Below are 19,196 nucleotides of genomic sequence, written 5' to 3'. Positions count from 1 at the left end.
TTGCCATGCACCGCCATGATATATAATTTTCCAAGCCTGACGATGGACGGACTGCGATGCAGGATCAGAATAGTTCCACAAAGACGGAGGCGGCCTATCAGCTGCTGCGGCGCGATATTCTGACGACGCGCCTCATGCCGGGTGCGCCGCTCAAGTTGAGTGCGCTGCGCGGCACATATGGCGTCGGCTGGACGCCGCTGCGTGAAGCATTGTCTCGGCTTGAAGCCGAGCGCCTTGTCACTGCCATCAGCAATCGCGGCTTTGCCGTCGCTCCCGTGTCGCGGGCCGAACTCGAGGACCTGGCGCGCGCGCGGATGGTTGTCGAGATGCCCCTGTTCCTGGAATCGATGGAAAAAGGCGACAGGCAATGGGAAGATGCCGTTGTCACCGCTCATTACCGGCTCTCTCGCTGCAAGACCGCGGTTGACGACCCCTCGGATGCGGCCGTCGATCAGTGGGACGAAAGCCACGAGGCCTTTCACGCGGCGCTGCTGAGTGCTGCGACGTCCAACTGGCTGCTGCGATTCCGCTCGACGATCGCGGATCAGCTGCGGCGACATCATCGTTTTCTCGGCCTGGCGCCGACTTTGCGGGCAGCGGCCGGCCTCAAGCATGGCTATGGAGAGGCCATGGACGCACTGCGCGAGGCGATCGCGATCGAGCATCACACCGCGATCATGGAGGCGGCGCTCGATCGTGATGTCGAGCGGGCAAAGGCATTGATGACGGCGCATATCGGCTACACGCTGCACGTCTATTTCACAGCGAAGACAGCAGCGCCAACAACTACACCGCACGCGCCGGCAGCCTGAAAGCGGTTTCCGGATGATTTCGGCGCTTCCGCGCAGTCCGACGCTTACACACGGATCCATCCCCAAGCGAGCTGGCGAACGTTGGCGTTTTGGTTTCGTTTCGTTCCGCTGGGATGACACTGGGCGACTCCATAAATCGCCCCGTGCGCCTTTCAAACGATGAAGCCAAACCTCAACAAGGGGTGGGCCACAGGCCATTAACCAAAACGATTTCAATGCGTGTGTCCGGGGCAGAAATCGTCGGTAAGCGTCGGTTGCCGTTTGTTGCCGGCGGCAAAAATTTCGAACCCCTTAACAAATTCACTAAACTTTAAACGGTTGCGGAACACAACTGGAACAGATAGTGTTTGTTCTGGGTTTGTTTTTCGATTCCGATTCAGACCCTTCGTTCAATGCCTTGGGGGCCGCCATGCTGACGCGCAAGCAACATGAACTGCTGATGTTCATTCATGAACGGCTCAAGGAAAGCGGCATCCCGCCCTCCTTCGACGAGATGAAAGAGGCTCTTGATCTTGCCTCCAAGTCGGGGATCCACCGCCTGATCACGGCGCTGGAGGAACGTGGCTTTATTCGGAGACTGCCCAATCGGGCGCGCGCACTGGAAGTGCTCAGGTTGCCGGATTCGATCGCGCCGGGCCTCAATGCGGCAAAGAAATTTTCGCCAAGTGTCATCCAGGGCAGCCTCGGTCAGGGCAACCTTGGTCGTCAGATCAAGCCGGCGCCGTCGCGCTTGCCCGCGGCCGGCAATGACGACGATGCGATTCCCGCGGTCTCGATCCCGGTGATGGGCCGTATCGCCGCCGGTGTGCCGATCGATGCCATCCAGCACCAGACGCATTCGATCTCGGTGCCGCCTGACATGATCATGGGGGGCGAGCACTATGCGCTGGAGGTCAAGGGGGACTCGATGATCGAGGCCGGGATCTTCGATGGCGACACGGTCATCATCCGCAACGCCGATACAGCGAGCCCGGGCGAGATCGTCGTGGCGCTGGTCGACGAAGAGGAAGCGACCCTGAAACGGTTCCGCCGCAAGGGAGCTTCGATTGCCCTTGAAGCCGCCAACCCGGCCTACGAGACCCGCATTTTCGGGCCGGACAGGGTCAAGGTGCAAGGCAAACTCGTCGGGCTGATCAGGCGCTACTGAGCAGGCACTGGCGCGCTTGTATTGTCAGGCTTTTTATAGGGCGGCAGGCCCCTCGCCTCGCGCGAGAATTTGCGCTGTTCATGCCAGGGACGGTATGGCCTGTCGACGGCGAAGCTGACGATTGGTGGGCCAGTCGCCGATTGGCGGTCGAAGAAGACCGCAGCACTCCCTTTGCGAGCGAGTTGCCGTTTGGTGACGACGAGAACCAGCGGGTTATGGCAGGCGTCATAGCCGGTCGCGTCGTTGACGACGATCACGTCGGCGAAACCGCAGGCCTTCCAGGTATCCTTGCGGTCTTCGACATGCGCGACGATCGCTCCGGACGGGTGCCTGGCGAGGCAGACGCCGTCGGTGCAGTAGAACGGTGCTCCCGGCGGCAGGTTTACGGCATCGGCGATGGTGAACTGCCCGTCTGTCTTGTTGAACACCTCTGGCACGACGATGCTTTCGGATACCAATGCACGTTTCCAGTTGTCGACGGTGAATTCGTTCGGGCGTGCCCGGCTGACCGCGAGTTCGCCACCGCCGATCGGCACCGCGACCAGTCGGGCATCTTCCGAGATCAGCACATCGGGCGTGCGCGTATCCGACACAGTCAACAGGCCGGCAAGTGCGAATGGGAGTGCGGCGAGCCGCAGCCATGTCGTCGCCATCGTCGCGATGACCAGGGCGACCGTCACCAGCAGCACGGATTGCTGGGAAATCAGCCCGACCGCATCGACAGGAGAGCGTTCCGATATCCACGCCGATATGGCGATCATTGCCGTCAGGCCCTTGCCCATCAGGTAAAGGGATGGCACATCCAAGCCGAACGGCATGAGCAACGCGCTGGCGACGGCCAGGAACATCACGACCGAAACGATCGGCATGACGGCCAGATTGGCGAACAAGCTGAGCGGCGATACACGCTGGAAATGCCAAATGGCAAACGGCGCCGTAGCGCTGCCGGCGATGATGGAGGTCATAGCCAATCCACCCGTCGTCAGCAGGAATTTTTGCGTCAGAAGCCCTGGCAGGGATAGCTTCGGCGATGGCGGCCTCGTTTTTCGCGCACGATAATCCGCCCAACCGGCATAGGCGCCAACCAGGGCGGCGGTCGCGGCGAACGACATCTGGAAGCTCGGTCCGACCACCTCATGCGGCGAGACCAGTATGACGGCGATCGCCGAGATCGCCAGGTTGCGCATGGTCAGTGCCGCGCGATCGAACAGAACCGCGATCAGCATCACCGCCAGCATGATGAAGCTGCGTTCGGCGGCAACGACGATGCCCGAAATGACGAGATAGGCAGCGATCGAGAAGAGCGCTGCGGCGGCCGCGTATTTCTTCACCGGCCTTCGTGCGGAAAAATCTGGAAACAGCGCGAAGGCGCCGCGCAGCAGACCCATGACGGTGCCCGCGACCAGCGCCATATGCAGTCCGGAAATGGAGATGATGTGATAGATGCCGGTGCGCCGCATCGCCTCGTTGATTTCGTCGGGAATGCCGGCGCGCACGCCGACGATCAGTGCCGCGGCGATCTCGCCTTCGGCGCCGCCGACGATGCCCGTGATGCGGCCGGCGATGGATTGGCGGGCATTTTCCACCGCAGCGGACAGGCGAGCCAAAAGAGGCATGTCGTCCTCGGCTGTGACAATCCTGGGATTGCCGAGAAAAAACCCGCTGCCGCCGATGCCGGCGAAGTAGCTGTCGAAGGAGAAATCATAGCTGTCCGGCCGCACCGGACCGGTCGGCGGCAAGAGTTTGGCATAGCCTGATATCAACGAGCCGGCGGCCAATTCCCGCGGTATCTTGCGTGCCGAAAGCCGGACCCTTTCCGGCGCATAGCGCAGTTTCGGCCGGGCGGTGGACGTCACGTCAATGGTCAGCCGGATGCGGCCGGTCTCCATCCGGTCGAGCGAGACGACGCGGCCCGTCACCTCAGTCGAAATCTCAGAGCCCAGCATGCGTGTTCCGGCTCGCCATGTTTCGACCTTCGCCGCGAGCAGGCCCAGCGCGCACAGCAGCATCGCCGTGAAACACAGATGGGTTTTTGGCCAGGAACGCGAGGCAAGCGCACAGAGCGCCGTCAGCACGACGACCGCTACAGGCTTGGCAAAATCAGGCTCCGCCGCCAGCGAATAGTAGCCGATCACTCCGGCGGCCAGACAGACCGGCACCAGCAGAAAGGCGATGCCCCGGTCAAGTTCCAGTTCCGCCGCCTTGGCCACGCCATGGCGCAGGCGAGGCAATGATGTCAGGCCGAATTGCCGGCGTACGCGCGCAATCCTGCCTGCGGCAGGCGGTGGACTTGGCGCAGGGATATCCGCCTGCGGCTGCCGGGTGCCGGGCGCCGGCACAAGGGATGTCGGCGATGGCAACGGGATAGCCGGACGCGTTGCAAACAATGACCGTTCGCTGACGCCGGCAACAGCGTCCTCGCCCCGATCCGAGCCCCGGCCTCGTCCAGCCATCGGGTCTGCCCCTTGCACCCCTGACGCCCTATGGTACATGAACCCGCGACGCGCGAAAGTCCGCGCAACCCAACCCCGCTTCAGATGGTTTCCAAGAATTTCATGTCCGACAAGGTCGTCACCCGTTTTGCCCCCTCGCCCACCGGCTATCTGCACATCGGCGGCGCCCGCACGGCGCTGTTCAACTGGCTCTATGCCAAGCACACCGGCGGTACGATGCTGCTGCGCATCGAGGACACCGATCGCGAGCGTTCGACCGATGCGGCGACGGCCGCCATCCTGGACGGACTCTCCTGGCTCGGTCTTGGCTGGGACGGCGACGCTGTCTCCCAATTCGAGCGCGCGCCGCGGCATCGCGAGGTGGCCGAGGAACTCGTGCGCCTGGGCAAGGCCTACTACAGCTACGAGACGCCTGCCGAACTGGAGGCGATGCGCGAGGCAGCGCGTGCCAAGGGCCTGCCGCCACGCTACAACGGCCAGTGGCGTGATCGTGATCCGTCCGAGGCGCCTCCCGGGGTCAAGGGCGCAATCCGCATCAAGGCGCCAACCGAGGGCGAGACGGTGGTGCACGACCGTGTCCAGGGCGAGGTGCGATTCCCCAACAAGGATCTCGACGATTTCATCATTCTGCGTTCGGACGGCAACCCGACCTACATGCACGCCGTCGTCGTCGACGACCATGACATGGGCGTAACGCATATCATTCGGGGCGACGATCACCTGACCAATGCGGCCCGCCAGACGGTGATCTACAAGGCCATGGGCTGGGACGTGCCATCGATGTCGCACATCCCGCTGATCCACGGCGCCGACGGTGCCAAGCTGTCGAAGCGCCATGGCGCGCTCGGCGTCGAGGCCTATCGCGCCATGGGCTACCTGCCGGAAGCGCTGCTCAACTACCTGGCGCGCCTCGGCTGGAGCCACGGCGACGACGAGATCATGTCGATCAAGGATATGATCTCCTGGTTCGACATCGGCGACGTCAACAAGGGCGCCGCCCGTTTCGATTTCGCCAAGCTGGAGGCGCTGAACGGCGTCCATATGCGCCGCATGAGCGACGCGGAACTGTTCGACATCTTCATCGCCACCCTGCCCTATCTCCAGGGCGGCCCGGCGATGGCCGCGCGCCTCAACGAGCATAACAAGGCGCAATTGTTGGCGGCCCTTCCGGGTCTGAAGGAGCGCGCCAAGACGCTGGTAGAACTCGTCGATGGCGCCGCTTACCTGTTTGCGGAGCGGCCGCTGCCGGTCGACGAGAAGGCGGCGCTGCTGCTCAATGGCGATTCCCGCAAGATCCTGCGCGGCGCTCACGAAGCCTTGAATGCGCTTTCGGGCGACTGGACGGCCGCCGCCGCAGAGGCCGCGATCCGCGACTATGCGCTGGCCGGGGGCCATAAGCTGGGCGCCGTGGCGCAGCCCTTGCGCGCCGCCCTGACCGGCAAAAGCACCTCGCCAGGTGTGTTCGACGTGCTTGCCGTGCTAGGGCGCGAGGAAAGCCTGGGTCGCATATCGGATCAAATCGATTAGGAGCAAACTGGCCCAAAAAGATTGGCATTGAAAGGCGGGTTTCGCAGTGCAACATTAGGCCTTGGCCCAATCTGGCACGCACCTCCTAAAATGCGGTGGCGAATACGCGCATTGCAGTGATTTCGACGTGTCGCTTCGCAGAAATTTGCCTTTGCCGGCATGATGAAACGAGAAGGAGTTTGCAATGACCGAAGCTGCGACAAAATTGGAATTTGGCGGCAAGACCCAGGAGGCCACGGCCAAGCTGGAACTCGGCGGCAAGACTCATGAGTTCAAGGTGCGAAGTGGCTCCGTCGGCCCCGACGTCATCGACATTGCCACGCTTTACAGCACCACCGGCGCCTTCACCTACGATCCCGGCTTCACCTCGACCGCGAGTTGCGAATCGGAGATCACCTTCATCGACGGCGATGCGGGCATTCTCCTGCATCGCGGCTACCCGATCGACCAGTTGGCGGAACATGGCGACTTCCTGGAAGTCTGCTACCTGCTGCTCTACGGCGAACTGCCCACCAAGGCGCAGAAGGACGATTTCGATTACCGCGTGACGCGCCACACAATGGTGCACGAGCAGATGTCGCGCTTCTTCACCGGCTTCCGTCGCGACGCGCACCCAATGGCGGTGATGTGCGGCGTGGTCGGCGCGCTGTCGGCCTTCTACCACGACTCCACCGACATCTCCGACCCATACCAGCGCATGGTCGCTTCCATGCGGCTGATCGCCAAGATGCCGACGATCGCTGCCATGGCCTACAAGTATCACATCGGCCAGCCCTTCATTTATCCGAAGAACGATCTCGGTTTCGCGGCAAACTTCCTGCATATGTGCTTCGCAGTGCCTTGCGAGGAGTACAAGATCAACCCGGTGCTGGCGCGCGCCATGGAGCGCATCTTCATCCTGCACGCCGATCACGAGCAGAACGCCTCGACCTCGACGGTTCGCCTCGCCGGCTCTTCGGGCGCCAACCCGTTTGCATGCATCGCCGCCGGCATTGCTTGCCTGTGGGGCCCGGCGCATGGCGGCGCCAATGAGGCGGCGCTCAACATGCTGGGCGAGATCGGCCATGTCGATCACATCCCGGAATTCATCGCACGCGCCAAGGACAAGAACGACCCGTTCCGGCTGATGGGCTTCGGCCATCGCGTCTACAAGAACTACGATCCGCGCGCCAAGATCATGCAGAAGACGGCGCACGAGGTTCTGGGCGAGCTCGGTATCAAGGACGATCCGCTGCTCGATATCGCCATGGAGCTGGAAAAGATCGCGCTGACCGATCCTTATTTCATCGAGAAGAAGCTCTACCCGAATGTCGACTTCTATTCCGGCATCACGCTAAAGGCACTGGGCTTCCCCACCACCATGTTTACCGTGCTGTTCGCCGTCGCCCGCACTGTCGGCTGGATCGCGCAGTGGAAAGAGATGATCGAGGACCCGCGCCAGAAGATCGGCCGCCCGCGCCAGCTCTACACCGGCGCGCCGGAGCGCGATTACGTGCCGATCGCCAAGCGGTAAAAAGGATAGGGAGTAGTCAGTAGCCAGTAGTGAAGAGGATCATCTACTCACTACTCACTCGCTTCCTCACGCACTCCATCACCACCTGCGCCGCGATCTCACCGGACGGCCTGTCCGTCGCCATGCGCCGTGCGATCTCGGCAAACCCATCTTTCTGCCAGGCGCGGATGCCGGTGTCGGTCAACAACCCTTCCAACTGGCGCGCCAGATTGTTCGGTTTGACGTACTCGTTGTAGAACTCCGGGATCAGCGCGCGATCCGAGATCAGGTTGGGCAGCAGCGCCGACCAGACGGTAACGAGATACGGCGCGACGACGCGCGCGACAGGGTCGAGGCGGTAGCAGGAGACCATCGGCACACCGGACAACGCCAGTTCCAGGGAGACCGTGCCGGACGCGATCAACGCCGCGTCGGCCTTGCCGAAGGCCTGCCATTTACGCTCGGGCTCGAGGATGGTCTCGGGTTTCTCATCCCAGCGCGTGACAGCGGAACGGACGGTGTCCGCGACATGGGGCACCGTCGGCAATATCAGCCGAAGGCGGTGTCCGCGTGCCCGCAGCATCGACACGGTCTCGCCAAACGGCTCCAGCAGTCGCCGCACCTCGCCGCGCCGCGAGCCGGGCAAGACAAGCAGCGTCTTCACGCGGTCCGGCGAAAGGTCGCGCGGCTGCCCCTGAGCCTTCGCCGCCGAGAGCACACCCGCGTCATGGGCGAGACGGTGCCCGACATAGGTGCCGGGCGGGCCGCCAAGCCTGGCGAGTTCCTTCACTTCGAACGGCAGGATGCACAATATGTGATCGACATAGGGCTTCATCGCCACCGCCCTGCCCGGCCGCCACGCCCAGACGCTCGGGCAGACATAGTGGACGATCGGGATCGACGGGTTGGCCGCGCGTACCTTCCTGGCAACGCGCAGCGAAAAGTCCGGACTGTCGATGGTGATCAGGCAATCCGGCTTCGCGTCCGCGATCATCCCGGCCATCTGGCCGATCCGCCGCATCAGGCGCGGCAGATCGCGCAGGACGGCACTGAAACCCATCAGCGCGACCTCGCCGGCATCGAAGGGCGAAACCAGCCCTAGCCCCTGCAAATGGCGACCGCCAAGGCCGACGAGTTGCACCTCGCGGCCTGTCAATGCCTTCAGCGAACGCACGATGTCGGCGCCCAGCAGATCGCCGGATTCTTCACCGGCCACGATTGCGATCTTCAGCGCCTTGTCAGCCATGTGGCGGCTCCGTTGCTGGCAGGCCGACGATGAACAGGCCGAGCGCATTGGCGCGCCCCAGCGTCACCGGACCTTCGAGGATCAGCGAACGTCCAGCCTCGACCGCGATGCCGGCAAGCCCGGCCGCATGCGCCGCCTCGACCGTCTGTGGTCCGATCGACGGCAGGTCGGCGCGCAATTCCTGGCCAGGTTTGGCACACTTGACCAGAACCCCACGGGTCTTGCCGGCAAGCCGGCCATGGCCGCGCAGCTCTCGTGTTCTTTCGAGCAGGCCGTGCGTACCTTCGATGCCTTCGAGCGCGATCGCCCTACCACCGATGGCAATAGCCGCCTGGCCGATATCGAGTGCGCCGATGGCCTTGGCTGCCTGCCTCGCCGCTTCGATGTCACGCCAGTCCGATTGCTTCGGTGCCGTGGCGGTCAGCGTGCCTTCGGCGGCGGCGAGTTCGGGAACGACCTGATGCGCGCCGATCACCTTGATGCCCCGCCTTTCCAGACCGCGTGTCACGACCTTCAGCAGGCCGTCATCGCCACGCGCCAGCGCCATGATCACCGAGGGCAAAATCGCCAGCAGGCCAAGGCTCAGGCGAATCCTGGCCAATTGCGGCCTGCGTTTGATTTCGCCGGCCAGAACCAGATGCGTGATTCCATATCGCTTCAGCGTCGGTACCAGGGAGCCGATCTGCTCCAGGGCCAGGCTGTCATGCTCGTATAGACGCAGGTCCCGCTCGCGATCAGCTTCGCCTTCCATCAACAGGAGGAAAGGCGGATACCCTCGTGTGGCCAAGCCTTGCGCGACTTCGACCGGAAGACTGCCGCCGCCGGCGATGATGCCAACCCTGGCATCAGGCGGGAGATCAAGACCGCTTACCGCTGTCTTAGTCTTCATCATCGGCATCGTCGCCATCGCCACCCTTGAGCGATGGCACCGCATAGTGCCGCTTGCCGCGACTGGTGATGAAATCGATGATCTTCATCGCGGTTGGGGACGAAGCGAACTCTGCTTTGGCGAACTCGATGTTTTCGCCAACGGTTCGGGAACGGTCGAAGATCGTCTTGTAAGCTTTCCGCAGCAAATGGATTTCGGACCTTGGCAGGCCGGAACGCTTCAGGCCTATAATGTTGAGGCCGCGCAGGCTGGCGCGGTTGCCGACGGCGATGGCGTATGGAATGACATCGCCCACGATCGCGGAGCAACCGCCCAGAAACGCATTATCGCCAACGCGCACGAACTGATGAACGGCAGTCAGGCCGCCAATGTAGACACTGTTGCCGATCTCGCAGTGGCCGCCCAGCGTCGCCCCATTGGCGAAGGTGGCGTTGCTGCCGACCACGCAATCATGGGCGATATGGGCATAGGCGAGGAAATTGCCATTGTCGCCCACCGTCGTCTCGCCCCGGCTGGTGTCGGTGCCGACATGCATGGTGACGCCCTCGCGGATGGTGCAGTTCGCGCCGATGACCAGTGTGGTGCGTCCGCCCTTGTGCTTGGTGTTCTGCGGTGGCCCACCCAGTATCGCCATCGGGTAGACCTTGGTCGAGGAACCGATGGTGGTCGCGCCCATCACCGAGACATGGCTGACCAATTCGACACCGTCACCGATCACGGCCTCGGCGCTGACGTGGCAAAACGGCCCTATACGCACACCCTGGCCAATCTGGGCGCCTTCCTCCACGACGGAGGAAGGATGGATTGAAGTCATGATTTTCATAAGCATTCGATCGTCAGTCGCCGGTGACCATCATGGCTGAAATCTCGGCCTCGGCCGCCTTGGTGCCCTCGACCATGGCTTCACAGGCGAATTTGAGCAGGTTGCCGCGCTTCTTGATTTTCTTGACGTGGATCTTCAACTGGTCGCCGGGAACGACCGGTTTGCGGAATTTGGCGTTGTCGATGGTCAGGAAATAGACCAGCGATGGCTTCGACGCCCCAAGGCTGCGGATGCAGATGGCGCCGGCCGTCTGCGCCATTGCCTCGACAATCAGCACGCCCGGCATCACCGGCTGCTCGGGGAAATGGCCCTGAAAATGCGGCTCGTTGATGGTGACGTTCTTGATGCCGATGGCGGATTCATCGCCATCGATGTCGACAATGCGGTCGATCATCAGGAATGGATAACGATGCGGCAGAAGCTTCATCAGCCCCATTATGTCGACCGCTTCCAGCGTCGTCGCCGCCACCATGTCAGCCATTGTCCTTGCCCTGCTTGCGTGCCCTGGCCATCGTGCGCAACATGGCTATCTCTCGCATCGCTTCCGCCATCGGCTGCGCCGGATAGCCGCCCCATATCTCGCCGGCAGGAACATTGCTCATAAATCCACTTCTGGCGGCAAGCTTGGCTCCCGTGCCGATGGTCAGGTGATCCGCAAGTCCGACGCCGCCGCCCATGGTGACATTGTCACCCACGACCACGGAACCGGAAATACCTGAAAGCCCTGCGACTATGCAATTGCGACCAATGCGGACGTTATGGGCGATCTGCACGAGATTGTCGATCTTGGTGCCCTGACCGATAATCGTATCCGACATGGCGCCGCGATCGACAGTGGAATTGGAGCCGATCTCGACATCGTCCTGGATGACCACCCGACCGATCTGGGGAACACGTTCCGGCCCCTTGGCGCCGCCGACGAAGCCAAAGCCATCCTGGCCGATCCTGGCCCCGCCATGGATGATGACCCGGTTGCCGATCAGCGCATATTGGATACTCGCGCCCGGGCCAACATAGCCGTTACGTCCGATCTGGCAGGACTGCCCGATGACGGCGTTGGGCGCGATCACGGTGCCGCTGCCGATCGAGACGCCCGGCCCAACGACCGCGCCGGCCTCGATGATCACGCCGGCTTCGACATGCGCGGTTGGATCGACATGGGCATGCGGCGAAACGCCGGTTTCGCCGGTCATCGGCCCTGGCGTGGCGGCCGTGGGGAACAGCAGTCGCCCGACCAGCGCGAATGCCTGCTGCGGTCGCGGGTGGATCAGCACAGCGATGCCGACCGGCGCCTTGTTGGCGAATTCGGCTGGACATAGCACCGCCGCGGCCCGCAGCGATGGCATCAGCGCAGAATTACGCCTGCCGTCCACGAAGACGAGCGCATTCGCTCCGCCCTCGCTGGCTGGTGCCAGTGCTTCGATCGAAACGTCGGATTGGCCGGAATCGACAAGCACCGAGCCGGTCAGATTCGCGACTTCGGCCGCCGTATACCGGCGTGATGGCGCGAAGAACACCGGATCGGTCATTCCAGAAGCTATATCCAGCTAGGTCGGAACATTTCTCCCGGATTCGAAAAATCCGGGAGCATCGTTAGCCGCCGATCAGAAGCGGGTCGATATGCCGAAGTTGAATTCCTGCACATCGTCGGTCGCTTCCTTCTTGACCGGGATCGCATAGTCGATACGGATCGGGCCGAACGGCGAAGCCCACATCAGGCCGACACCCACCGAAGCGCGCAATTTCATACCAGTAGAATCTGGATTGACCAAGCCGGATGCGAGCTTGCTGCCATAAAGCGTCGCCGCGTCCGCAAACACTGCACCACGCAGGCCGAAGCTCTCGGGAATGACCGGAAGCGGGAACTGGGCCTCGGTCGACGCGTTGAAGTAGGTCGTCCCTCCTACATGGTCGCCGCTGGTTCCGGAAGCGACCGGCCCGATGCCGCCATAGGCGAAGCCCCGGATCATGCGATCGGTGCTTTGGAAGTGGTCGAAAATGCGCAGATCGCCGCCGCCGTAACTCTCGACATGACCAGCGCCGCCAGAAATGAGACCAACAAGGTCAAGCTGCTCTGACAATGTCTGGTAGATGCTGCCACGCCCCGTTACTTTCACGAACTTGGCATCGCCGCCAAGGCCCGCGACCTCCACCGTCGTGTTGGCGTAGATACCCTCATGCGGGTTCTTCATGTCGTCGATGGTGTTGTAGACCAGCCCCAGGCTGACCGACGACTTGATCCAGGGGCTTTGCTCAATGCCATCCAGAACGGCCTGGGAAATGTTACAGGTGCCGCTGGGATCTCCTGGACTGGTGGGACCGCAACTGTCATCCACCGAATATTTCTCTTGCGAGATGTTGTAGGCCAGCTGGGTCGTAATGCTGTTGGTGATCGGCAGGCCGAAGCGCACGGTCGCACCCGTGGTGTCGCTGTCGTAATTGCCGTTGTATTGCCGCGTCGACTTGTAGATGTCGAAGCCGGCGGCGATGCGCCGCCCGAGGAAATACGGCTCGGTGAACGAGAGGCTGTAGTCGCGCGAATGCCTGCCGCCACCCGCCGATAGCTTGATGTACTGGCCACGGCCGAGGAAGTTGCGCTCGGTGATCGATCCTTCGACCGACGGGCCGGCCGTGTCACCGCCGGTGGAATAACCGGCGCCAACCGAGAATTCGCCCGTCGATTTCTCGACCACGTCGACCACCAGCACGACCTGGTCGGGCTGCGAGCCGGGCACCGTCGAGATCTCGACTTTGTCAAAATAATTCAGGTCTTCCAGGCGCTTCTTCGCCCGCTGGATGAGTACCTGGTTGAACGCATCGCCTTCGCTGACGTCAAACTCGCGGCGAATGACATAGTCGCGCGTGCGATCGTTGCCGCGGATTTCGATGCGCTCGATATAGGCCTTGGTCCCTTGGTCGATCGTATAAACGACCGAAATCGTATGGTTCTCGAAGTTGCGATCGCCGCGTGGCGTCACCTGCGCGAAGGCATAGCCCGAACCGGCCACCTTCTCGGTAAGCGCTACGATGGTGTCTTCGACGTCCTTGGCGTTGTAGACATCGCCCTTGTGGGTCTCGACCACCGATTCAAGCGCCTTCGAGTCCACTTCCGGGATGGTGCTTTCGACGCTGATATCGCCGAACGTGTAACGCTCGCCTTCCTGGACGGTGATAGTAACCGTGTACTTGTTCGTCGCGCTGTCGAGTTCGCCGACAGCGGACACGACCTGAAAATCGGCATAGCCGTGATTGTAATAGAAGCGGCGCAGCAGTTCCTGGTCGGCGCGCAGCTTGTCCTCGTCATAAACGTCGTCACGCAGGATGAACGAAACCCAGGACGAGCGCTTGGTGTTGATTACGTCCGACAGGCGGCGGCTCGAATAAGCGCTATTGCCGACAAAATTGATCGCCGCGATCTGCGTGCGGTCGCCTTCGGTGATGTGGAACACCACGTTCACGCGGTTGTCGCCGAGCTCCATGACCTGCGTGGTCACGCCGGCATCGTCACGGCCGATGCGCCTGTAGGCGGCCTTGACCGCCTCGACGTCCGAATCCAGCGTCGCCTGCGAGAAGGTGCCGCGCGGCTTCAGTTGGACCGCGGCCTGGAGTGCATTGTCCTTGAGCTTCTTGTTGCCCTGGAACAGCACCTGGTTGACGACCTTGTATTCGGAAACCTTGACCACCAGTGTCGAGCCGACTTGGTTGATCCGCACGTCCGAGAATAGCCCGGTGCCGAACAGCGCCTTGACCGCGGCGTCGATGTCGGAACTCGAGAAGGCCTTGCCCGGCTTGATGGTGATGTAATTGCGAATCGTATCGGCGTCGACACGCTGGTTGCCGCTGACCTCCACCCTGCTGACGACAGCGGCTTCAGCCGCCGATGTGGCAACGAATTGCACTGCGAGCGCGCCTGGCACAACCAAAGCGGCGGACAGTGCCGCCGCTGACGCGGCGTTCAAAAACTTGGATGCTGCCTTCATCGGGCTTAATAACCTTTTCTCGTAGTCCCCACGGCGAGAAAACCGGACGTGCGGTAATTTCCCCTACCGTATTAACCGGATTTTCCCTACACGCAAGGCTTCTGGTTAATTTGTATTTACTTAACCCTGCTGCGTGGCTTTCGCGTCACTCATATCCCCGTGCATGGTAAACGGCGTCTCAACATCGACCATGCCAAAGCCAAATTTCTTCATGATTTCAGCACCCAAACAGATCGTTCCAGAATACGAAACCCATGAAGCACAAGACCAGAAGCAGACCGGCCCGATAGGCCATTTCCATCATCCGTTCCGACACCGGCCGGCGGATGACGGCCTCCACCCCGTAGAACAAGAGATGGCCTCCGTCGAGGGGGGGAATCGGCAAAAGGTTTAGAATGCCTATCCCGACGGACAGCAGCGCGACAAGCTGCACCAGCCACTCGAAACCCAGCTTGGCCGCCCTGCCGGCCATGTCGGCGATCTTGACGGGACCACCCAATTGACACTTGTCCTCGCGTCCGACGGCGAAGCGCTGCAAAAACTGGCCCGTGCGCTCGATGACATGGCCTGTTTCCTCGACTGCCGCCGCAACCGCTCCCACCGGGGTGTAGGTGATGAGACGGGGCTGGCCGAGTTCCTTGTTGTTGACGACGCCGATCACCGCAACCTTGATCTTGTTGCCGAGCGCGTCTTCCTGCTCCATCAACTTCGGGGTCGCGGTCACCGTGACTTCCTTGCCGTCGCGCAGCATGACGAAGGTGATGGTGTCGCCGGCACGGCCCGAGACCAGCCGCTGCACGTCGCCGAAGGTCTCGACCTTGCTGCCATCAACGCTGACGAATCGGTCGCCGGGCATGATGCCGGCCTTCGCCGCCGGACTGTCGGCGGTAACTTCAGCCACCATGGGCTCCGCGACATAACGGCCATAAGCGGCAAACAGCACGGCAAAGACGACGATCGTCAGCAGGAAATTGAACAGAGGCCCGGCCGCCACCGTCGCCGCGCGCTTCCAGATCGCCTGGGTGTGGAAGGCAACCTTGCGCTCCTCGTCGGTCAGTGTTTCGAGTTCTTGCGATGTCGGCTGGCTGGAGGTGGCGCTCATGTCGCCGACAAATTTGACATAGCCGCCAAACGGTATGGCGCAAAGCTTCCAGCGCGTGCCGTGCCTGTCGTTGAAGCCTATGAGTTCGGGACCGAAGCCGATCGAAAAGGCCCTGACGCCAATGCCGCACCAGCGGCCGACAAGGTAGTGGCCCATTTCGTGGACGAACACCACCACGGTGAGCACGAAGAGAAACGGCACGAGCGTGCCGAGGAAGAAACCTTCCGTACTGAAAATCGCGTGAAGAATCCCGTTCAAGTCATGCCCTCAAAATTCTTCCGCCGTTGAGGCGTGACTGTGACATCAATCCAGGCGAATCCAAGGCGTATCCGCACCAGATCGTGAAACGACAAGGTCAAATGGGAAACAGCCCCTGCGCCGGATGATCGGCGCCCGCCGCCATCCAGCCGATGACGTATAGGGCGAGAGCCGCCGCGACAAGCCCGTCGACGCGGTCCATGACGCCGCCATGGCCTGGAATGAGCACGCCCGAATCCTTGCTGCCGTGACGCCGTTTGACCCAGGATTCGAATAGGTCGCCGGCCTGGGCGACAATCGAAAGCACGAGCGCCACCACGCCGAGCAAGGCCAGATTGCCGCCACCGGCAATAGCGGCCAGAATGAGCCCGGCGACAACACCGCCAACCGCGCCGCCAAGCGCGCCGCTGCGCGTCTTGCCGGGTGATATCGACGGCGCCAATTTCGGACCGCCGACGGCGCGCCCGACGAAATAGGCAAAAATGTCGGTCGCCCAGACGACCGCGAACAGGAACAGGATGGCGACAAGACCTGAATGATCGCCATCGCGCAACAAGGCAAGCGACAGGCCGGACACGCTGGCATAGGCAAGGCCGCTCGCCTCCCACTGCCCGGTCTCGCGAACCAGAGCGGCAATGGCTGTCACCGCAATCAGAAACAAGACGAGGGACAGCAGCCAGAATGCGGGAAGGCCGGCAATCAAGGCACCGATGAAAACGACGGTCAGCATCTCGGGCAGGAAGCCGAGCCGCTTGGCCCCAGCGGGCCGCGACATGCGCGTCCACTCGTAAAAGATCATCGCCGACATGACGGCACACAGCAGCCGGAAAGGCAGGCCACCCAGCCAGGTCAGGCCAAGGGCAACGATGGCAAGCACGACCGCTGAAATGACGCGGAGCTGAAGATTGCTCATCCCGCGGCCGGTCGCGATGCGACGTCTTGCGGGTCCAGTCCGCCGAAACGGCGTTCGCGGCCGGCAAATTCGCGCAGGGCTTCTGCCAGGTGTTCGCGGCTGAAGTCCGGCCAGTAGCACGGCAGGAAGACGAGCTCGCTATAGGCAGCCTGCCATAGGAGGAAGTTGGAAAGGCGAAGCTCGCCGCTGGTGCGGATGACCAGTTCGGGATCGGGGATGCCCTGTGTGTCGAGAGAGGCGGCAAAGCTGTCGGCGGTGATCGCCTCGCTGTCCAACTCACCCCGCCCGACGGCTTCGGCGAGCTTGCGCGCCGTGCGCACGATCTCATCGCGACCGCCATAGTTGAAGGCGATGACCAGCGTCAGCGACGTGTTCCGGATTGTCAGCGATTCGGCCTCTTCGAGCAGGCCTCTTATGTCCGGCTGCAGCCCTGCCCTGTCGCCGATGATCCTGACCCGCACGCCGCTCTGGTGCAGTTCGGCCAGATCCCGGCGGATGAACAGTTTCAACAACCCCATCAGGTCACTGACTTCGGACTTGGGCCGCGACCAGTTCTCCGACGAGAAGGCATAGACGGTCAGGAATGAGATGCCGAGAGCCGGTGCCGCGCGCACCGTCTTGCGTAGCGCCTCGACGCCGGCGCGATGACCCGCGAGCCTCGGCATGCCGCGCGCCTTGGCCCAGCGTCCATTTCCATCCATGATGATCGCGACATGCGCGGGCGTTGTCATGATCTCGCTTTCGGGTCAGCCGAAGCCCAACCCTAAACCTGCATGATTTCAGCTTCCTTGTCGGAAAGCAGATGATCGATGGTGCTGATCGTTTCGTCGGTAAGCTTCTGGACCTGATCCGAACGCTTGCGATGATCGTCCTCGCTGATCGCGCCGTCCTTCTCGGCCTTCTTCAGGAAGTCCATGCCGTCGCGGCGCACATGGCGTGCAGCGACGCGGGCGTTCTCGGCATAGCCATGCGAGATCTTGACCAGTTCCTTGCGGCGCTGTTCGTTGAGCTCCGGCAGCGGAATCCTGAGATTGGTGCCGTCGACGATCGGGTTGAAGCCCAGATTGGATTCACGGATGGCGCGGTCGACCGCGCCGACCATCGATTTGTCCCAGATGGACACCGAGATCATACGTGGTTCCGGCACGGTGACGTTGGCCACCTGATTGATCGGCATGGTGGTGCCGTAGGCCTGAACCTGGATAGCATCGAGCAGATTGCTGGAGGCGCGACCGGTCCGCAGCGAAGCCAGATCATGCTTAAACGCGGCGATCGCCCCATCCATGCGCCTCTTGAGGTCGTCGTACTCACCACTCATCTTAGTCTCCTCGACCCGTCTGCCGCGGGTTCACTGCTTCGGGGCAACGCCCCATGTGCGAGCCTGATTCTCGAAAAGCCGGTTTCCCTTTTTAGGGATCAGGCCCGGATCAATCATCCGCGACGACCGTGCAGCGGCCGCCGCCCCTCAGAATATCGCCGAAACCACCTTTTTCGTGGATCGAATAGACGATTATCGGAATGTTGTTTTCGCGCGCAAGTGCAATCGCAGCCGTATCCATGATGGAAAGGCCGCGCTTTATGACTTCAGCGTGACTGATGCGCTCGAAACGCGTCGCATTCGGGTCCTTTTTCGGATCTGCCGAATAGACACCATCGACCTGCGTGCCCTTGAACAGTGCATCGGCACCGATTTCGGCGGCGCGAAGTGCCGCGGCCGAATCAGTGGTGAAGAACGGATTGCCGGTGCCACCGGCGAAGATCACCACCTTGCCCTGATTCATGTAGGCGGTCGCCTGGCGCTGCGAAAAGCTCTCGCACAGCTCGGGCATGGCGATCGCGGACAGCACGACGGCGTCGACACCGATCTTGTTCAGCGACGTGCGCAGCGCCAGCGAGTTGATGACCGTGGCCAGCATGCCCATGTGATCGCCGGTGACGCGATCTCCGCCCTTGGAGGCGACGGCCACACCTCGAAAGATATTGCCGCCGCCGATGACGACACCGACTTCGATGCCCAGCGCGCGGGCCTCCGCGATGTCGGCGGCAATGCGATCCACGACCGAAACGTCGATGCCGAAATGCTGCTCGCCCATCAACGCTTCACCCGAGGCTTTCAGCAAGACACGTCGGTAGAGGGGCTTCACCGTCATCTGGTTCCTCGAAAATCTCGGCGCGGCAGGTTCTGGAGGCGAAAGGCCCTTGCTTCACCCGGCGGTTCTGTCATGGCGGGTTGACCGGATACACGAAGGGCGCAGCGATGTCACGCCGCGCCCTTGTGCAAAATTTCAGGCTTTCCGGATCAGGTGCTGCTGAGGCTGGCGGCCCGGCCCTCGACCACCACGGGCGGCGAATGGCAGAGAGGCTTGTCGCCGGTCACGACGCCTCCGGCGACCCTGACCTGGACTGTGAACCGAAGCAGAAAATGATCGCGCAGGACATGGTCACGGTCCGGCTGGCGCCACCCTTTCACGCCGTGATCGTCTGTCTCCCCGCCTATATCGGGCACCGAAACTGCGGGCCTTTATCGACATCGCGCAAGAAATCGGCCTGACAT

Annotated in this window: 17 protein-coding genes; 5 read left to right on the top strand and 12 right to left on the bottom strand. The window is 62.1% G+C overall.

Annotation, left to right across the window (positions count from 1 at the left end):
* Window positions 1-56: 56 nt before the first annotated feature.
* Window positions 57-812: a GntR family transcriptional regulator gene (locus tag FJW03_RS08665; protein WP_140760163.1), complete on the top strand. Its 756-nt coding sequence runs from the start codon at window positions 57-59 to the stop codon at window positions 810-812.
* Window positions 813-1,221: 409 nt separating this feature from the next.
* Window positions 1,222-1,959: a transcriptional repressor LexA gene (lexA, locus tag FJW03_RS08660; RefSeq protein WP_140760160.1), complete on the top strand. Its 738-nt coding sequence runs from the start codon at window positions 1,222-1,224 to the stop codon at window positions 1,957-1,959.
* Here lexA and FJW03_RS08655 read toward each other — a convergent pair.
* The gene (locus FJW03_RS08655) at window positions 1,953-4,412 is read right to left on the bottom strand and encodes a ComEC/Rec2 family competence protein (protein ID WP_140760157.1); all 2,460 of its coding nucleotides are present in this window, start codon (window positions 4,410-4,412) and stop codon (window positions 1,953-1,955) included. The genes lexA and FJW03_RS08655 overlap by 7 nt on opposite strands.
* A gap of 102 nt (window positions 4,413-4,514) precedes the next feature.
* Between FJW03_RS08655 and gltX the strand changes: the two genes are divergently transcribed.
* Together gltX and gltA are read left to right on the top strand one after the other, a co-directional pair.
* Window positions 4,515-5,939, top strand: a complete 1,425-nt coding sequence (gene gltX, locus FJW03_RS08650) for a glutamate--tRNA ligase (RefSeq protein ID WP_140760154.1) — start codon at window positions 4,515-4,517, stop codon at window positions 5,937-5,939.
* A gap of 184 nt (window positions 5,940-6,123) precedes the next feature.
* The gene (gltA, locus tag FJW03_RS08645; RefSeq protein WP_140606978.1) at window positions 6,124-7,452 is read left to right on the top strand and encodes a citrate synthase; all 1,329 of its coding nucleotides are present in this window, start codon (window positions 6,124-6,126) and stop codon (window positions 7,450-7,452) included.
* Between the two features lie 43 nt (window positions 7,453-7,495).
* Here gltA and lpxB read toward each other — a convergent pair whose 3' ends face one another.
* The 11 genes from lpxB to pyrH form a co-directional block, all read right to left on the bottom strand.
* On the bottom strand, window positions 7,496-8,677 hold the full coding sequence (lpxB, locus tag FJW03_RS08640) for a lipid-A-disaccharide synthase (RefSeq protein ID WP_140760151.1): 1,182 nt from the start codon (window positions 8,675-8,677) through the stop codon (window positions 7,496-7,498).
* Window positions 8,670-9,584, bottom strand: coding sequence for an LpxI family protein (locus FJW03_RS08635; protein WP_140760148.1), 915 nt, complete (start codon window positions 9,582-9,584; stop codon window positions 8,670-8,672). Before FJW03_RS08635 ends, lpxB begins: the two co-directional genes overlap by 8 nt.
* Window positions 9,556-10,389, bottom strand: a complete 834-nt coding sequence (gene lpxA / locus FJW03_RS08630) for an acyl-ACP--UDP-N-acetylglucosamine O-acyltransferase (protein ID WP_140760376.1) — start codon at window positions 10,387-10,389, stop codon at window positions 9,556-9,558. The genes FJW03_RS08635 and lpxA overlap by 29 nt, the downstream gene beginning before the upstream one ends.
* Window positions 10,390-10,402: 13 nt before the next feature.
* Window positions 10,403-10,870, bottom strand: coding sequence for a 3-hydroxyacyl-ACP dehydratase FabZ (gene fabZ / locus FJW03_RS08625; protein ID WP_140606981.1), 468 nt, complete (start codon window positions 10,868-10,870; stop codon window positions 10,403-10,405).
* Window positions 10,863-11,918 (bottom strand): UDP-3-O-(3-hydroxymyristoyl)glucosamine N-acyltransferase, encoded by a 1,056-nt coding sequence (gene lpxD, locus FJW03_RS08620; protein ID WP_140606982.1) that lies wholly within the window; start codon window positions 11,916-11,918, stop codon window positions 10,863-10,865. Before lpxD ends, fabZ begins: the two co-directional genes overlap by 8 nt.
* Before the next feature lie 75 nt (window positions 11,919-11,993).
* Window positions 11,994-14,369 (bottom strand): outer membrane protein assembly factor BamA, encoded by a 2,376-nt coding sequence (gene bamA, locus FJW03_RS08615; protein ID WP_140760146.1) that lies wholly within the window; start codon window positions 14,367-14,369, stop codon window positions 11,994-11,996.
* A gap of 217 nt (window positions 14,370-14,586) precedes the next feature.
* Window positions 14,587-15,729 (bottom strand): RIP metalloprotease RseP, encoded by a 1,143-nt coding sequence (rseP, locus tag FJW03_RS08610; protein ID WP_140760144.1) that lies wholly within the window; start codon window positions 15,727-15,729, stop codon window positions 14,587-14,589.
* 97 nt (window positions 15,730-15,826) lie between these two features.
* On the bottom strand, window positions 15,827-16,642 hold the full coding sequence (locus tag FJW03_RS08605) for a phosphatidate cytidylyltransferase (RefSeq protein ID WP_140760142.1): 816 nt from the start codon (window positions 16,640-16,642) through the stop codon (window positions 15,827-15,829).
* Entirely contained in the window at window positions 16,639-17,373 is a 735-nt protein-coding gene (locus FJW03_RS08600; protein ID WP_140606986.1) for an isoprenyl transferase, read from the bottom strand. The genes FJW03_RS08605 and FJW03_RS08600 overlap by 4 nt, the downstream gene beginning before the upstream one ends.
* A gap of 32 nt (window positions 17,374-17,405) precedes the next feature.
* Complete coding sequence (gene frr / locus FJW03_RS08595) at window positions 17,406-17,960, bottom strand: ribosome recycling factor (RefSeq protein WP_140606987.1); 555 nt, start codon at window positions 17,958-17,960, stop codon at window positions 17,406-17,408.
* 109 nt (window positions 17,961-18,069) lie between these two features.
* Window positions 18,070-18,792 carry a UMP kinase gene (pyrH, locus tag FJW03_RS08590; RefSeq protein ID WP_140606988.1) on the bottom strand — a complete coding sequence of 241 codons (723 nt, stop codon included), beginning with the start codon at window positions 18,790-18,792 and terminating at the stop codon, window positions 18,070-18,072.
* Between the two features lie 107 nt (window positions 18,793-18,899).
* Here pyrH and FJW03_RS08585 point away from each other — a divergent pair, with 107 nt between their 5' ends.
* Entirely contained in the window at window positions 18,900-19,193 is a 294-nt protein-coding gene (locus FJW03_RS08585) for a hypothetical protein (RefSeq protein ID WP_140760140.1), read from the top strand.
* The last annotated feature ends 3 nt before the right edge of the window (window positions 19,194-19,196 follow it).

This window comes from Mesorhizobium sp. B4-1-4, from assembly GCF_006439395.2.
Lineage (GTDB): Bacteria > Pseudomonadota > Alphaproteobacteria > Rhizobiales > Rhizobiaceae > Mesorhizobium.
The sequence above is the reverse complement of the archived record's forward strand: the minus strand, read 5'-3'. Positions and strand labels throughout refer to the sequence as shown.

Coding starts and splice junctions, on each gene's coding strand:
- FJW03_RS08655 (WP_140760157.1), bottom strand. CDS start 4,412: ATGGCTGGACGAGGCCGGGGCTCGGATCGGGGCGAGGACGCTGTTGCC.
- frr (WP_140606987.1), bottom strand. CDS start 17,960: ATGAGTGGTGAGTACGACGACCTCAAGAGGCGCATGGATGGGGCGATC.
- FJW03_RS08635 (WP_140760148.1), bottom strand. CDS start 9,584: ATGGCGACGATGCCGATGATGAAGACTAAGACAGCGGTAAGCGGTCTT.
- pyrH (WP_140606988.1), bottom strand. CDS start 18,792: ATGACGGTGAAGCCCCTCTACCGACGTGTCTTGCTGAAAGCCTCGGGT.
- fabZ (WP_140606981.1), bottom strand. CDS start 10,870: ATGGCTGACATGGTGGCGGCGACGACGCTGGAAGCGGTCGACATAATG.
- lpxB (WP_140760151.1), bottom strand. CDS start 8,677: ATGGCTGACAAGGCGCTGAAGATCGCAATCGTGGCCGGTGAAGAATCC.
- gltA (WP_140606978.1), top strand. CDS start 6,124: ATGACCGAAGCTGCGACAAAATTGGAATTTGGCGGCAAGACCCAGGAG.
- FJW03_RS08605 (WP_140760142.1), bottom strand. CDS start 16,642: ATGAGCAATCTTCAGCTCCGCGTCATTTCAGCGGTCGTGCTTGCCATC.
- FJW03_RS08665 (WP_140760163.1), top strand. CDS start 57: ATGCAGGATCAGAATAGTTCCACAAAGACGGAGGCGGCCTATCAGCTG.
- FJW03_RS08585 (WP_140760140.1), top strand. CDS start 18,900: ATGTCACGCCGCGCCCTTGTGCAAAATTTCAGGCTTTCCGGATCAGGT.
- lpxD (WP_140606982.1), bottom strand. CDS start 11,918: ATGACCGATCCGGTGTTCTTCGCGCCATCACGCCGGTATACGGCGGCC.
- bamA (WP_140760146.1), bottom strand. CDS start 14,369: ATGAAGGCAGCATCCAAGTTTTTGAACGCCGCGTCAGCGGCGGCACTG.
- lpxA (WP_140760376.1), bottom strand. CDS start 10,389: ATGAAAATCATGACTTCAATCCATCCTTCCTCCGTCGTGGAGGAAGGC.
- lexA (WP_140760160.1), top strand. CDS start 1,222: ATGCTGACGCGCAAGCAACATGAACTGCTGATGTTCATTCATGAACGG.
- gltX (WP_140760154.1), top strand. CDS start 4,515: ATGTCCGACAAGGTCGTCACCCGTTTTGCCCCCTCGCCCACCGGCTAT.
- FJW03_RS08600 (WP_140606986.1), bottom strand. CDS start 17,373: ATGACAACGCCCGCGCATGTCGCGATCATCATGGATGGAAATGGACGC.